The organism is Micromonospora sp. NBS 11-29, assembly GCF_002140155.1.
Classification (GTDB): domain Bacteria; phylum Actinomycetota; class Actinomycetes; order Mycobacteriales; family Micromonosporaceae; genus Micromonospora.
Map to the genome: position 1 here is coordinate 108787 of NZ_NAPR01000006.1, position 13901 is coordinate 122687.

Consider the following 13901-nt stretch of genomic DNA (forward strand, 5'->3'; position numbering starts at 1 on the left):
CCANCAGCGCCGCTGCGGCGCTCAGCCCAGAGCGAGCCAGGCAACCAGGGCCACCACCACCACGACGGCCACGCCGATGCCGGCGAGCAGCGGCAGCCGGGACGGGGCCGACGCCGCCGCCGGAGCGGGCTCGGGCGAATCGACGAAGGCGCGGAACTGTGCGGTGTTGCCACTCGGGTCGATGTGGTTTTCAGCCATGCCGGTGACCCTAGCGAACCCACCGGCCCCGAGTGCCCCGCCGGGCCGGCTTCGGTGAGCCCTGACGGCCAGCGTGCGCCAGCCCGGCCGGGCCGTGGAAGCACTGCCCGACCGGGCGATGGAGCCACCACCCGGCCGAACGGTGAAGGCACTACCCGGCCGAAGTCGTGGCGGCACTACCCGCTGGCGTCGTGGAAGCCGTGCCCGGCCGGGGGCCGTGAGGGCACCGCCCGGCCGGGGGCCGTGAGGGCACCGCCNCGGCGGAGGCACTGCCCGGCCGGGTGGCGGAGGCGCTGCCCGGCCGGGCGGCGGAGGCAGCCCGCCCGGATGGTGGGCGCGGCGAGCCGCTCGGCTGTTTACCGTGCAGGCATGACGGGGCAGCGGCTGGTCGCCGCGCTGATGACGGCGCTGGTGACGGCGCTGCTGGCCGGTTGCGGGGCAGCCATGGCCACCACCGGGCCGGCTCCGGCCGACGTCCGGACCGCGCCTGAGCGCCCGTACCCGGTTGGGGTGCGGCAGTTGACGGTCGACCTGAACGGCCCCCGTCCCCTGCCGGTCACCGTCTGGTATCCGGCGGACCCGCCGGCCTCCCCCGGGCGGACGACCGGCGCCTTCGCGCGTCCGGCCCCCGCACCGACGGGCCGCTACCTCCGTTCCTTCACCGCCACCAGTCTCGCCGGTTCCGCCGTCGGGCCTTCCCGGCCGATGGGTCCGGCCGGGCCGCCGAACTCCGGCGCGCAGGCCGGGCCGAGCGTACGGGTGCGGGCACCGATGGCGGCCGGGCGGTTTCCGGTGGTCCTCTACAGTCACGGCCTGCGTAGCCTGCCCGCGCTGCACGCGCAGCTCACCACCCGGTGGGCTGCCGCCGGTTTCGTGGTGGTGGCGCCCACCTACCCGCGCACCAACCTGCGGGCCCGTAACTTCACCCGCGACGACGTCCGCAATCAACCAGCCGACGCCCGGCGGTTGATCCGTCACCTGGTCCGTCTGAGCGCCCGACCCGGTGATCCGCTCGGCGCGCACCTGGCCGTGAACCGGATCGCCGCCGCCGGGCACTCGGCCGGTGGTCACACCACGCTCGGCATGTTCGCCTCAGGGCGACCGTCCCCGTTGCGGGCCGGGATCGTGATCGCCGGTGGCCGGCTCGTCGACGGCCCGTCCCGGCCGCTCGCGCCGATGCTGTTCGTACACGGCACCGCCGACCGGATCGTTCCGGAGTCGGTGGGCCGGGCCGCGTACGCCCGCTGTCTCGGCCCGGCCGCCTTCCTCAGCCTCCCGGGGCAGGGCCATGGCGAGTACCTGAACCCGAGCCGGCCCGGATTCCCTCAGGTACTCGACACCACCACCGACTTCCTCCGCTGGGCGCTCTACGCCGACCGGGCGGCCCTGGGCCGTCTCCCCGCCGACGCCACCAGCCCCGGCACGACCACCTTCACCACCCGAGCCCTCCCCACCTGACCCCCACCCCCACCCACCCGCACCCGCCCCCGTTGATCATGAGGTTGACCGTATCCGCTGTCCGATATGCACCCCGCCAACTTCATGATCAACGGCGTGGGGCGGGACGGCGTGGGGCGGGACGGCGGCGCGGGGGTGCGGGGTGGGGGGTGGGGGTCGGTAGTGTCGGGTGGTGGACGGGCTGGAGGAGCGGCAACTGGACGCGATCCGGGAGGTCGTCGAGCTGGCCGGGACGACCGGGGTCGCGGTGTGGCTGCGCGGCGGCTGGGCGATGGACTTCCACCTCGGTACGGTCAGCCGCCCGCACGTCGACGTCGACTGGTACTGCTGGCGGCGCGACGCCGACCGGCTGGCGGCCGGGCTCGGCGGGCGGGGCTGGCGCCCCGATCCGCGGATGCCGGTCGCGACGCAGCTCGACCTGCTCCGGGATGACGTCGAACTGAGCTTCGCCTACCTGGACCGGGACGCGGCGGGTCGGGTGGTGGTCGGGGCCGGCCCCTGGGCGGGCACCCCCCTGCCGGCCGGGATGCTCGACGCGCCAGCCGGCCGGCTCAATTCGCTCACCGTGCCCGTGATCAGTGTCACCGCACAGATCGAGTTCAAGGAGATGTTCCCGGTCTGGATGCCCGAGCGGCCCCGCCGCGCCAAGGACGCCGCCGACCTGGCCCGCCTCCGAGCCTCCGCCCGCGACGGCCCGCCACGCTGACCCCCGGCCCGCCGAAGGCGCCACGCGACGAGCCCGAACCGACCCGCGAACGACCGCGCGCCGGGCCGCCGAGGGCATCCGGCAGAGCGTCCCGGGCCAGCGGACACCACCCCGACGAACCGACCCGGCCTGGTCGACCGCGATCGCGAGGCACAATCGGGTTCATGCACCGTCGTCCCGTCGCCCTGGTCACCGCAGCCCTGCTCGGCACCGGCCTGGCCGGCTGTTCCGAGCCGATCGCCCCGGCCGAGCGTCCGGCACCCGAACCGAGGACCACCACGCCCGCGCCGCGGGTACCCGCCGGCAAGGCGCCCACGGAGAGCTTCGCGGTCGGCGTACGCCAGGTAAAGCTGAACCGCGACGGCGACCGGCCGTTGCCGGTGACCATCTGGTACCCGGCGCGGGGTGCGGCCGGTGGCGCGGCCGAGCGGTCCGCCACCGCGGCGGCCGGGCGGTTCCCGGTGGTGCTGTTCAGCCACGGCCTGAGTGCTCGCCCGGAGGACTACCAGGTGCTGTTGACGCGCTGGGCGGCGGCCGGGTTCGTGGTCGCCGCGCCACGGTTCCCGCACACCGCGCGGGGCGGTGACGGCAACCCGCTGGACGTGCTCAACCAGCCGGCCGACGTGTCGTACGTGTTGACCAAGGTGCTCGCGCTCGGCGAGACGGCGGGTGATCCGCTGCACGGCCGGCTGGACCCGGAGCGGGTGGCCGCGACCGGGCACAGCGCCGGCGGCGTGACCACGATCGGGTTGTTCACCGCGGGCCGCGACGAGCGCCTGGACGCCGGCATCGTCTTCGCCGGTACGGCGCTCGGCGTGGGCACCGCGTTCGCCGGGGCCGCCGCGCCGCAACTGTTCGTGCACGGCGAGGCGGACGAGGTGGTGTCGTACGCCGCCGGCAAGGCGGTCTTCGACGCGGTGCCGTGGCCGAAGGCGATGCTCAGTCTGCCGAAGGGCGACCACGGGCGGGCGCTGCTCGGGGACGGGAAGGCGCTGCGGGTGGTCGCCGACACCACGGTCGAGTTCCTCCGGTGGACGCTCTACGGTGACCCGGCGGCGAAGGAGCGCCTCCCCGCCGACGCCACCCGTGGCGGCCTGGCCACCTTCAACGACCGCCTGTAAGGAGGGGCCCCTTCTTAACGCCTCCGGTAGAGAAGGGGGCCCCGCTTAACACCTCACGCCGTGTGGTCGACGACCACCTTGCCGAAGACCTCGCCGGAGTGCAGGCGGGCGAACGCCTCGGAGATGCGGCTGAACGGGACGATCCGGTCCACCACCGGGCGCACCCCACGCTCGGCGCAGAACGCGAGCAGTTCGGCCAGCTCGTCCGGGCCGCCCATCGAGGTGCCGAGGATCTCCAGCTGCATGGCGAAGACCCGGCGCAGGTTGACCTTGGGCTCGTGCCCGGCGGTGGCGCCGGAGACCACGATCCGGGCCATCGGCGCGGCCGACTTCAGCGAGTGGTCGAACGTGGCCGCGCCGACCGTCTCGATCACCACGTCGACCCGCTCCGGCAGCCGCGCGCCGGGCTCCAGCGCGGTCGCGCCCAGCTCGGCGATCCGCTCCCGCTTGGCGGCGTCGCGGCTGGTCGCGTACACCCGCTTGCCGAGCGCGACGGCGAGCGCGACCGCCGCGGTGGCCACGCCACCCCCGGCGCCCTGGACCAGCACCGACTCGCCGTCGGCGACCCGGCCCCGGGTGGTGAGCATCCGCCACGCGGTGAGCCAGGCCGTGGGCAGGCACGCCGCGTCGGTCGCCGACAGGCCGTCGGGCAGCGGCAGCAGGTTCGTTCGGGGTACGGCGACCAGCTCGGCGAAGGTGCCGGGGAAGCGCTCGGAGAGGATGGAGACCCCGCGCGGGTCGCCCGGGGTGGGCACGACCGGGTAGATGACCACCTCGTTGCCGTCGGGGTCGGTGCCCACCGCGTCACAGCCGAGGATCATCGGGAGCAGGTCGGCGGTCAGGCCCACGCCGCGCAGCGACCACAGGTCGTGGTGATTGAGCGAGCTGGCCCGGACCCGCACGGTGACCCAGTCGTCCTGCGGATGGACCGGCTCGGGACGGTCACCGACGGCAAGCGCGGCGAGCGGGTTGTCGGCGTCGAAGGCCGAGGCGAAGGCAGCACGCATGATCGGCACGGTAACAAGCTGAGCGGGCGTTAAGAAGGGGCCCTTCCTATGCGGGAGGCGTTAAGAAGGGCACCTTCCTTACACCGTCAGCGGCGCGCAACCCCGTCGCGCCGGGCGGCCTCGGCCACCGCCGAGGCGACCGCCGGTGCGACACGCGGATCGAGCGGCGACGGCACGATCGCGTCCACGGTCAGTGACTCGGCCACCACGCCCGCGATGGCGTCGGCGGCGGCCACCTTCATCCCGTCGGTGACCCGGGTCGCACCGGCGTCCAGCGCGCCCCGGAACACGCCCGGGAAGGCGAGCACGTTGTTGATCTGGTTCGGGTAGTCGCTGCGCCCGGTGGCGACCACCGCGACGTGCCGGGCGGCCACCTCGGGGTGCACCTCCGGGGTGGGGTTGGCCAGCGCGAACACGATGCCGCCGGGGGCCATGCCGGCCACCGCCACCTCGGGGATCTGCCCGCCGGAGACGCCGATGAGCACGTCCGCGCCGCGCAGCGCCTCGGTGACGTCGCCCTGGCGGCCCTCGGCGTTGGTCAGCTCGGCCAGTTCGGCCTTGGTGCCGGTCAGCTCGCGGTGCCGGCCGATGATGCCGCGGGAGTCGCAGACCACCACCCGGGCCGGGTCGACGCCGCCGGCGATCAGCATCTTCGTCACCGCGACCCCGGCCGCGCCGGCGCCGCTGACCGCCACCCGCAGGTCGCCGAGCTTGCGGTTGAGCAGCGTCGCCGCGTTGCGCAGGGCGGCCAGCACCACGATCGCGGTGCCGTGCTGGTCGTCGTGGAAGACCGGGATGGGCAGCGCCTCGTCCAGCCGGCGCTCCACCTCGAAGCAGCGCGGCGCGCTGATGTCCTCCAGGTTGATGCCACCGAACGAGGGGGCGATCGCCCGTACCGCCGCGACGATCTCGTCCACGTCCTGGGTGTCCAGGCAGACCGGCACCGCGTCGACGCCCGCGAACTGCTTGAACAGCACCGCCTTGCCCTCCATCACGGGCAGCGCGGCGCGCGGGCCGATGTTGCCCAGGCCGAGCACGGCGGTGCCGTCGGTGACCACCGCGACGGTGTGCGACGCCCAGGTGTAGGTGTCGGCGAGGTCGGGGTCGGCGGCGATCGCCTCGCACACCCGGGCCACCCCCGGGGTGTACGCGAGGGAGAGGTCCTCCCGGCTGGTGAGCGGGACGGTCGAGGTGACCGCCATCTTGCCCCCGAGGTGCAGCCGGAAGACGGGATCGGCGGGGTCCGGGGTGGACGTAGACATGGTGACTCCAGGATCTGTCGAGCAGACGGACCGGCGGCTCGGTCAGCGGTGGTCAGCGACCGGCGGGGCGGCGGTGCGGGGGTCACCCGGGCACTTTCCGAGCATAACCACCCACCCTTCCCCCGGGTGTGAGCGGGGTCATATCGATCGTCACCTCGACCCGCCCCTGATCCGTCCCGGACGCGGCCACCAGCGCGCCACCACCCGGCCGCGCACGTCGGCGACCCCGTACGCCCGGGAGTCGTCGGCGACGAGGTCGTTGTCGCCGCGCAGCCACCAGCCGCCGTCGCGCGGCTCGACCGCGCGCTTGACCACCAGCAGGTCCGGACGGCTGCGGAAGACCGCGACCACCACGTCGCCGGGACGGGTCGGGCGGCCACCGGTGCGGACCAGCACCGCGTCGCCGTGGCGCAGCGTCGGTGACATGGACGGGCCGGTCACCAGGACGGGCACGAACGGGCCACGCAGTTCGGGCACGGAGGGTTCCGCCACGGCCGGCACCGGGTTTCACCTCCCGCCCGCTGGAAAGCATCTCCAGGAGTAATGTCGTCTTCGATCATCGCAAACATCCCATGGAGGACCCTGATGCGCCTTCCCCGCATCCTCACGCCCCGGGTGACCGCCAGCGCCCACTGCGACCTGCCCTGTGGCGTCTACGACCCGGCCCAGGCCCGGATCGAGGCCGAGTCGGTCAAAATGATCTGCGAGAAGTACCAGGCGAACACCGACCCGGAGTTCCGCACCCGCGCCATCCTGATCAAGGAGCAGCGGGCGGACCTGGTCAAGCACCACCTGTGGGTGCTCTGGACCGACTACTTCAAGCCGCAGCACTTCGAGAAGTACCCGCACCTGCACCAGCTCTTCAACGAGGCCACCAAGCTGGCCGGGGCGGCCGGCGCCAAGGGTGGCACCGACCCGGCCAAGGCCGACGAGCTGCTCTCGAAGATCGACGAGATCTCGAAGATCTTCTGGGAGACCAAGCAGGCGTGACGGCGCCCGCCACGGCACCGACGATCCGGCCGGTACGTCCCGAGGACGTACCGGCCGTCGTCGCCATGGTGCACGAACTCGCCGCGTACGAACGCGCCCCGGAGCAGTGCCACCTCACCGCCGACCAACTGCACGCGGCGTTGTTCCCGAGCGCCCCGGCGCTGTTCGGGCACGTCGCGGTGGATGCGACGGACGAGCCGGTGGGCTTCGCCCTCTGGTTCCTCAACTTCTCCACCTGGGCCGGCGTGCACGGCATCTACCTGGAGGACCTCTACGTCCGGCCGTCCGCCCGGGGCACCGGCGCGGGGCGGCTGCTGCTGGCCACCCTCGCCGCGATCTGCGTCGAGCGCGGCTACCAGCGGCTTGACTGGTGGATGATCGGGTGGAACCCGGCGGCCCGTTTCTACGCCGCGATCGGGGCCACGCCGATGGACGAGTGGACGCCGTACCGGCTGACCGGGGCCCCGTTGCGGGATCTCGCCGCACGGGCGACGCCCGCTCCCACCCGTTCGGCCGGCTGACCGGGTAGAGTCCCGCACCGGGGGGATGAGGCGTGACTCAACTGACCGGGCTACCGACCACCGACGACGACGTCGTGCACCTCACCGTGCCCGCCGACGGCGGCTACCTCGGCGTGCTCCGCACCGCCACGGCCGGGCTCGCGGCCCGGCTCCAGTTCGCCCTCGACGAGATCGAGGACCTTCGCATCGCGGTGGACGAGGCGTGCGCCATGCTGCTCGCCATCGCCACCCGCGACGCCGAGCTGGAGTGCCGCTTCGCGGTCACCGAGGACGCGCTCGCCGTCGAGGTGACCGTGCCGACCGTGCGGGGCGCCACGCTCCCGTCCGAGTCGTCCTTCGCCTGGAAGGTGCTCACCGCGTTGACCACCGCGGCCGGCGCCCACGCGGCCGACGGCCGGGCCACCATCTCGCTGCTGACCCGTCGCGCCGGCGGCTACTGACCGCCGTCAGGGGGTCGGGTCGCCGAAGCCGAGCGCGCGGTTCGTCGGGCTGCTGACCAGCAGCCCGACCACGNCGAGCCAACCCAGGCCGCCGGAGATCATGTACCAGCCGATCGGCAGCAGCATGAGCTGGAGCACGATGGCCGGCGCGCGGGCAGCTGACCGCCGCCGGGCCAACGCGCCGCCCAGCGCCCAGAGCGCGACCGCTCCGGCGACCGCGAACGCGGTCACCAGCAGCGCCGAGGCCAGATCGGTGTGGTCGGCGGTCAGGTCGGCCCAGATCAGCCAGACCGCGACCAGCCCGAGCGCCACCGCCTCGGCGCGCAGCAGGAGCACCGCCGTACGGAGCGGGGCGGGAACCGGGCCGGAGTCGATCGTCACGCGGGCCACGATACCGGTGGGTATGCGCGGTACAGTGCCGCCCATGCGGGCCGTCCTGGTGGTCAATCCGAAGGCCACCACCACCAGCGAGCGCAGCCGGGACGTCTTGGTCCGGGCGCTGCGTAGTGAAGTCGACCTGTCGGTGCGCTACNCGACCTGGTGGTCACGCTCGGCGGCGACGGCACCGTCAACGAGGTGGTCAACGGGCTGATGGCGGCGGAGCCGCCGACGTTCCGCACCGGGCAGACCTCGGCCGAGCGGCTGCCGGCGCTGGCCACCGTGCCGGGCGGTTCGACGAACGTCTTCGCCCGTGCCCTCGGGCTGCCCCGGGAGTGGCCGGACGGCACCAGCATGATCCTGGAAGGGCTTCGGCTGGGCCGCTCGCGCACGATCGGGTTGGGTCGCGCGGACGACCGCTACTTCACGTTCTGCGCGGGCTTCGGGCTCGACGCCGCGGTGATCCGCCGGGTGGAGCAGGCGCGCAAGCGGGGTCGGGTCTCCACCCCGGCGCTCTACTTCCGCTCCACGGCGAGTCAGTACTTCGTCGGATCGGACCGTCGTCACCCGCCGATCACGCTGGAGCGCCCCGGCGAGGCACCGGCGACCGAGTTGGCCACCGCCATCATCCAGAACACCGCGCCATGGACCTATCTCGGCGACCGGGAGATCAATCCGAATCCGGAGGCGTCGTTCGATCTCGGGCTCGACGTGCTCGCGATCCGGCAGCTCAAGGTGGCCAGCACAGCACGGACAGTGACGCAGTTCTTCTCCCGACAGCCCGATCCGCACGGCAAGCAGGTGCTCCGACTGCACGACCTGGCGGAGTTCACCCTGCTCTCGGGCCGTCCGCTGCCGTTCCAGCTGGACGGGGACTACCTCGGCGAGCGGGAAAAAATAAGATTCACCTCCATTCCCGCCGCACTGAGAGTAATCTGCTAGGTCTCGGGTACCCCCGTCGGTTGACGCGGACCCCCCACCGCGCGGGTGAGGTGGCCGCCACGCCGAGAAAGGGTGTCGGAAATGTCAGCAACGTCACGCAGACCGTACTATATTGATCCTCGACTGTGGCACACCGGGTAACGAGAGCACTCGCAAACCGGGACAAATGGGTGGTGAGCCCGCTCACTGTTCGGAGTTTTTCCGAGCGTCACCCTTGACATGGCTGTAGTTCGTGAAAGTATTCACAAGCGAACTCGTGTTACCGGGACTTCGCCTGGATATGCTCGTCAGGTTGAGCTGTTCCAGCAGGTCCAGGAGCCCACAGTCTGCTCACGCAGCGCCGAAAAGACGGATGCTGACCGTCACCGATCGGCAATGCGGACGCAAATAGGAATAGCAACAAAGCGTTATCTGCCACCCACTAAGAATGAGGAGTGTTGCCGCCATGGACTGGCGCCACGATTCGGTCTGCCGCGACGAGGACCCGGAGCTGTTCTTCCCGATCGGGACGTCCGGTCCGGCCCTCCTGCAGGTGGAGCAGGCAAAGGCCGTCTGCCGGCGCTGCCCCGTGACCGACCAGTGTCTGCAGTGGGCGCTGGAGTCCGGTCAGGACGCCGGTGTCTGGGGTGGGATGAGCGAGGAGGAACGCCGCGCGGTCAAGCGCCGCGGCGGGCTCCGGGTGCTGCGCGCTCACTCCGCCTGACCCCCACACACGCGAAACGCCCCGGCCGGGATTCCGGCCGGGGCGTCACGCTGTCCGGGCCCGTTCATCCCGCCGCCGCGTCCACCCGCCCCCGCACGAGGTCGGCGAGTTCCGGCAGGTCGGTGAGCGGGTCGGCGACCGCCACCGCACCGGCCGAGCGGGCCGACGCGCGTACCCCGTCGTGGAACCGGCCGGGCGCCAGGAAGTAGGCGGCGACCGCCACCCGGCGGGCACCCGCGGCCCGCAGCCGGGCCACCGCGTCGCCGACCTCCGGGGGTGCCGCGGAGGCGTACGAGACCCGGCAGGGCACGCCGAGCCCGGTGCCGAGCGCCGCAGCGACCCGGCCCACCGAGGACCGCGCGGCGGGATCGCGGGTGCCGGCCGCGGCCAGCACCACGGCGTCCACGCCGGCCGCGTCGGCGCCGGCCACGTCCGCGTCGGCGCCGGCCACGTCCACGCCCGCCGGGGCCGCGCCGGCCGCCTCGGCCAGCCGCCGCCGCAGCCCGGCCAGCAGCCGGGCGTCCACCACCCCGCCGGTCGGCCCCAGCACCTCCGTCACCCGCACGTCGAGGCCCGCGCCGGCCGCCGCAACCGCCGCCGGGATGTCCACCTTCCGGTGGTACGCGGCGGTCAGCAGCAGCGGCACCAGCACCACCCGGGAATGCCCGGCGGCGGCCAACTGCCGCAGCACCTCGGCCGGCCCGGGATCGGTGTGGTCGAGCCAACTCGGCAGCACCGGACGGCCCGGACAGGTGGCCGCCACCGCCCGGGCCAGTGCCCGGGTCGCCTCGGCCGCACGGGGATCCCGGCTGCCGTGCGCCACCAGCACCACCGGTGGCCCGGCCGTCAGGTGTGCAGGCCGCACTCGGTCTTCTCGAACATCGCCCAGCGACCGGCGCGCGGGTCCTCCCCCGCCTTCGTCCGGCGCGTGCACGGCCAGCAGCCCACCGAGCCGTAACCCCGGGCGATCAGCTCGTTGACCGGGATGTCGTGGCGGGCCACGTACGCGTCCACGTCGCGCTGCGTCCAAGCGGCGATCGGGTTGACCTTGACCTTGCCGCGGCGGGTGTCGAAGCCCACCACCGGCGTGTTGGCGCGGGTCGGCGACTCGTCCCGGCGCAGCCCGGCGGCCCACGCGTCGTACCCGGTCAGCGCCCGCTCCAGCGGCTCCACCTTGCGGAGCTGGCAGCAGTCGTCCGGGGACCGGCTGAACAGGCGCGGACCGAACTGCCCGTCCTGCTGCCCGACGGTCATCCGGGGCCGGATCGAGCGGACCCGCACCGGCATCCGCCGAGCCACCTCGTCGCGAACCCGCAGCGTCTCCGGGAAGTGCAGCCCGGTGTCCAGGAACACCACGTCGACGCCGGGTGCCACCCGGGAGACCAGGTGGGCGAGCACGCCGTCGGCCATCGAACTGGTCACGCAGAACCGGTCACCGAACGTCTCCACCGCCCACCGGGCGATCTCCAGCGCGGGCGCGTCCGCGAGTGTCCGCCCGGCCTCCTCGGCCAGTGCCCGCAGCTCCTCCGGACCACGCCGCGCCGAGTCGGCCGGAGCGGATCCGGTGGCCCCGACCAGGCCCAGGCCGGCGGCGGAGACCAGGCCGGTCACCGGTTCACCGCCCGGCTCAGCAGGCCGGTGAACTTCACCGAGAACACCCGCGCGCAGGCGTGGCACTCCCAGGCCCCGTGCCCGGCCTCGTGCGGGCGCAGGTCCTCCTCGCCGCAGTACGGGCAGTAGAGAGGCGCGGACCGAGCGTCACTCATCTCAACTCCTCCTCGTCGGCTCTGATCACCCAGTTGGCGAAGCTCTCGCCGTCGGTCCGGCCGGCCAGGTAGCGGCGGGCCAGCCGTTCCACGTACTCCGGAAGCTCCTCGGCGGTGGTCTTCAGGCCGCGCAGCTTGCGGCCGAAACCGGCGGTCTGCCCCTGGGCCATGCCGAGGCCGCCGCCGAGGTGCACCTGGAAACCTTCGACCTGCCGGCCGTCCGGGCCGACCACGAGCTGGCCCTTGAGGCCGATGTCCGCGACCTGGGTGCGGGCGCAGGCGTTCGGACAGCCGTTCAGGTGGATGGAGATGTCCGCGTCGAAGTCACGCAGCCGCTCCTCCAGGCGCGCGACCAGCTCCTCGCCGCGCCGCTTGGTCTCCACGATGGCCAGCTTGCAGAACTCGATGCCGGTGCAGGCCATGGTGCCGCGCCGCCAGGCCGACGGCCGGGCCTCCAGGCCGATCCCCCGCAACGCCGTGACCAGCTCCTCGGTCCGCTCCGGCGCCACGTCCAGCACGAGCAACTTCTGGTACGGGGTGAGCCGCACCCGGTCGCTGCCGTGCGCCTCGACCACGTCGGCGAGCTGGGCGAGCTGGGTGCCGGAGACGCGCCCCACCACCGGCGCGGCGCCCACGTAGTTGGCGCCGTCACGCTGCGGGTGCACGCCGATGTGGTCGACCGGCTTCGCGGGCAGCTCCGCGGCCGGGCCGTCGAGCAGCGCCCGCCCCAGGTATTCCTTCTCCAGCACCTCGCGGAAGCGCTCCACGCCCCAGTCGGCGACCAGGAACTTCAGGCGGGCCCGGTTGCGCAGCCGGCGGTAGCCGTAGTCGCGGAAGATGCCGACCACGCCCGCCCACACGTCCGGCACCTCGTGCAGCGGCACCCAGACGCCGAGCCGCTTCGCCAGCATCGGGTTGGTGGAGAGCCCGCCGCCGACCCAGACGTCGAAGCCCGGCCCGTGCTCCGGGTGGTCCACGCCGAGGAACGAGATGTCGTTCGCCTCGTACGGCGTGTCCACCAGCCAGGAGATCGAAGTCTTGAACTTGCGGGGCAGGTTCGAGTACGCCTTGTCGCCGACGTACCGGCGGACGATCTCGTCGATCGCCGGGGTGGGATCGAGCACCTCGTCGCGGGCCACCCCGGCGACCGGGCTGCCGAGCACGATCCGGGGACAATCGCCGCACGCCTCGGTGGTCTGCAGGCCGACCCCCTCCAGCCGCCGCCAGATCTCCGGCATGTCCTCGACGCGGATCCAGTGGTACTGGATGTTCTGCCGGTCGGTGATGTCGGCGGTGTCCCGGGCGAACTCCCGGGAGATCTCCGCGATCACCCGGAGCTGGGCGAGGCTGAGCTGCCCACCGTCCACCCGGACGCGGAGCATGAAGAACTCGTCCTCCAGCTCGTGCGGCTCCAGCACGGCGGTGCGTCCGCCGTCGATGCCCGCCTTGCGCTGGGTGTAGAGGCCCCACCAGCGGAACCGGCCGCGCAGATCCTGCGGGTCGATCGAGGCGAAGCCACGGTGCGCGTAGATGTTCTCGATCCGGTCCCGCACGTTCAGCGGGTCGTCGTCCTTCTTGATCCGCTCGTTGGGGTTGAGCGGCTCACGGTGCCCGAGCGCCCACTGGCCCTCGCCACGCGGCCGACGAGGCCCCCGGGCGGCGGGAGCCGGTTGGTCCGAGCGGGTCGGGGTGCTGCTGACCGCCATCGCGGCGTCCTCCGTTTGTGTGCTGCGGTGCCTGGGAGCGTGGACGCGGCGGCCGGCCCGGGAAAGGGCCGTGACGGCGGTGTCGATGACGGCCGGCGCGGAACGCGCCCGAGACGGATGGGTCGGGCGTCGTCAGTGGGCCGGACAGATCGCGCTGCGCACGCGGCCGTAGTCGACGTGGCGGCGAGCCACGAAGCGGCGGACGACAGCGGTGGTCATGTGCCTCATGCTGCCACATCACGGGGTGTCCGACCACCGGCCCGGCACTGTGATCCCACATCACGGGCCACCCACCCGATCGACACCCATCCACACGCCCCCTCCCCGTGACCAACCCCACACCCCACACCCCACACCCCACACCCCTCCCGTCCCGCTCCCCTTCCCCTCCCTCCCGTCCCCTCCCTCCGTCCCCGTTGCCTCCCTCCCGTCCCCGTCCCCGTTCCCTCCCGTCCCCGTCCCCGTCCCGGCCCGCTCCCGCTCCCGCTCCCGCTCCCGCTCCCATGATCAACTCCGACGATCAAGGAGTTCGCGTCCTCACCAGCCCTCAATCCGACACAAAACCCTTGATCAACCCCAACCCGGCAGATCTTGGTACCGAACGGCCCCTGGAGGAGCCGAAATCGTCCAAGATCTCCCTCCGCCTAGTCGATCATGAAGTTGGCGGCGCTAAAACAGACCGCCAGTGCCGCCAACTTCATGA

17 protein-coding genes and 1 pseudogene are annotated in these 13901 nt (G+C 73.0%); 9 read left to right on the top strand and 9 right to left on the bottom strand.

The genetic code is table 11. The features are described 5' to 3' along the window. Positions 1 to 21 precede the first annotated feature (21 nt). A complete protein-coding gene (locus B1205_RS29595; protein ID WP_176308491.1) occupies positions 22 to 198 on the bottom strand; it encodes a hypothetical protein in 177 nt (58 codons plus the stop codon). 369 nt (positions 199 to 567) lie between these two features. Here B1205_RS29595 and B1205_RS08155 point away from each other — a divergent pair, with 369 nt between their 5' ends. The 3 genes from B1205_RS08155 (at position 568) to B1205_RS08165 (ending at position 3483) form a co-directional block, all read left to right on the top strand. After that, on the top strand, positions 568 to 1656 hold the full coding sequence (locus B1205_RS08155; RefSeq protein WP_089155055.1) for an alpha/beta hydrolase family protein: 1089 nt from the start codon (positions 568 to 570) through the stop codon (positions 1654 to 1656). A 172-nt stretch (positions 1657 to 1828) separates the two neighbouring features. Beyond that, positions 1829 to 2362, top strand: coding sequence for a nucleotidyltransferase domain-containing protein (locus B1205_RS08160; RefSeq protein ID WP_089155376.1), 534 nt, complete (start codon positions 1829 to 1831; stop codon positions 2360 to 2362). A 164-nt stretch (positions 2363 to 2526) separates the two neighbouring features. Further along, positions 2527 to 3483 carry an alpha/beta hydrolase family protein gene (locus B1205_RS08165; RefSeq protein WP_089155056.1) on the top strand — a complete coding sequence of 319 codons (957 nt, stop codon included), beginning with the start codon at positions 2527 to 2529 and terminating at the stop codon, positions 3481 to 3483. A 53-nt stretch (positions 3484 to 3536) separates the two neighbouring features. Here B1205_RS08165 and B1205_RS08170 read toward each other — a convergent pair whose 3' ends face one another. The 3 genes from B1205_RS08170 to B1205_RS08180 form a co-directional block, all read right to left on the bottom strand. Beyond that, positions 3537 to 4499, bottom strand: coding sequence for a zinc-binding dehydrogenase (locus B1205_RS08170; protein WP_176308492.1), 963 nt, complete (start codon positions 4497 to 4499; stop codon positions 3537 to 3539). Between the two features lie 77 nt (positions 4500 to 4576). Continuing rightward, positions 4577 to 5752 (bottom strand): NAD(P)-dependent malic enzyme, encoded by a 1176-nt coding sequence (locus B1205_RS08175; RefSeq protein ID WP_089155057.1) that lies wholly within the window; start codon positions 5750 to 5752, stop codon positions 4577 to 4579. 150 nt (positions 5753 to 5902) lie between these two features. After that, entirely contained in the window at positions 5903 to 6244 is a 342-nt protein-coding gene (locus B1205_RS08180) for a S24 family peptidase (protein WP_176308493.1), read from the bottom strand. Positions 6245 to 6337: 93 nt separating this feature from the next. On the opposite strand from B1205_RS08180, the gene sodN reads away from it, so the two are divergent. From sodN to B1205_RS08195, 3 genes are read left to right on the top strand one after another with little or no spacing between them, the layout of a single operon-like run. After that, positions 6338 to 6742: a superoxide dismutase, Ni gene (gene sodN / locus B1205_RS08185; protein WP_089155059.1), complete on the top strand. Its 405-nt coding sequence runs from the start codon at positions 6338 to 6340 to the stop codon at positions 6740 to 6742. Further along, the gene (locus B1205_RS08190; protein ID WP_089155060.1) at positions 6739 to 7263 is read left to right on the top strand and encodes a GNAT family N-acetyltransferase; all 525 of its coding nucleotides are present in this window, start codon (positions 6739 to 6741) and stop codon (positions 7261 to 7263) included. Before sodN ends, B1205_RS08190 begins: the two co-directional genes overlap by 4 nt. Positions 7264 to 7295: 32 nt before the next feature. Then, a complete protein-coding gene (locus B1205_RS08195; protein WP_089155061.1) occupies positions 7296 to 7703 on the top strand; it encodes an ATP-binding protein in 408 nt (135 codons plus the stop codon). Between the two features lie 6 nt (positions 7704 to 7709). Here the strand turns inward: B1205_RS08195 and B1205_RS08200 are convergent, their stop codons facing one another. Further along, positions 7710 to 8084 (bottom strand): hypothetical protein, encoded by a 375-nt coding sequence (locus tag B1205_RS08200; protein WP_089155378.1) that lies wholly within the window; start codon positions 8082 to 8084, stop codon positions 7710 to 7712. A gap of 43 nt (positions 8085 to 8127) precedes the next feature. Here B1205_RS08200 and B1205_RS08205 point away from each other — a divergent pair. Together B1205_RS08205 and B1205_RS08210 are read left to right on the top strand one after the other, a co-directional pair. Further along, positions 8128 to 9023 (top strand): annotated as a pseudogene (locus B1205_RS08205) (diacylglycerol/lipid kinase family protein). Positions 9024 to 9468: 445 nt separating this feature from the next. After that, entirely contained in the window at positions 9469 to 9726 is a 258-nt protein-coding gene (locus B1205_RS08210) for a WhiB family transcriptional regulator (RefSeq protein WP_013288358.1), read from the top strand. Positions 9727 to 9790: 64 nt separating this feature from the next. Here B1205_RS08210 and B1205_RS08215 read toward each other — a convergent pair whose 3' ends face one another. The 4 genes from B1205_RS08215 to B1205_RS08225 are packed head-to-tail and all read right to left on the bottom strand — an operon-like array spanning position 9791 to position 13198. Beyond that, on the bottom strand, positions 9791 to 10591 hold the full coding sequence (locus B1205_RS08215; protein WP_176308494.1) for a sirohydrochlorin chelatase: 801 nt from the start codon (positions 10589 to 10591) through the stop codon (positions 9791 to 9793). Continuing rightward, positions 10573 to 11337, bottom strand: a complete 765-nt coding sequence (locus B1205_RS08220; protein WP_089155063.1) for a phosphoadenylyl-sulfate reductase — start codon at positions 11335 to 11337, stop codon at positions 10573 to 10575. The genes B1205_RS08215 and B1205_RS08220 overlap by 19 nt, the downstream gene beginning before the upstream one ends. After that, entirely contained in the window at positions 11334 to 11492 is a 159-nt protein-coding gene (locus B1205_RS28980) for an IS1 family transposase (protein ID WP_139128717.1), read from the bottom strand. Before B1205_RS28980 ends, B1205_RS08220 begins: the two co-directional genes overlap by 4 nt. After that, positions 11489 to 13198: a nitrite/sulfite reductase gene (locus B1205_RS08225; RefSeq protein ID WP_089155064.1), complete on the bottom strand. Its 1710-nt coding sequence runs from the start codon at positions 13196 to 13198 to the stop codon at positions 11489 to 11491. The genes B1205_RS28980 and B1205_RS08225 overlap by 4 nt, the downstream gene beginning before the upstream one ends. A 503-nt stretch (positions 13199 to 13701) precedes the next feature. Here B1205_RS08225 and B1205_RS30235 point away from each other — a divergent pair. Next, positions 13702 to 13901 (top strand): hypothetical protein (locus B1205_RS30235; protein ID WP_217809766.1); only part of this gene is annotated, 200 nt, incomplete at its 3' end.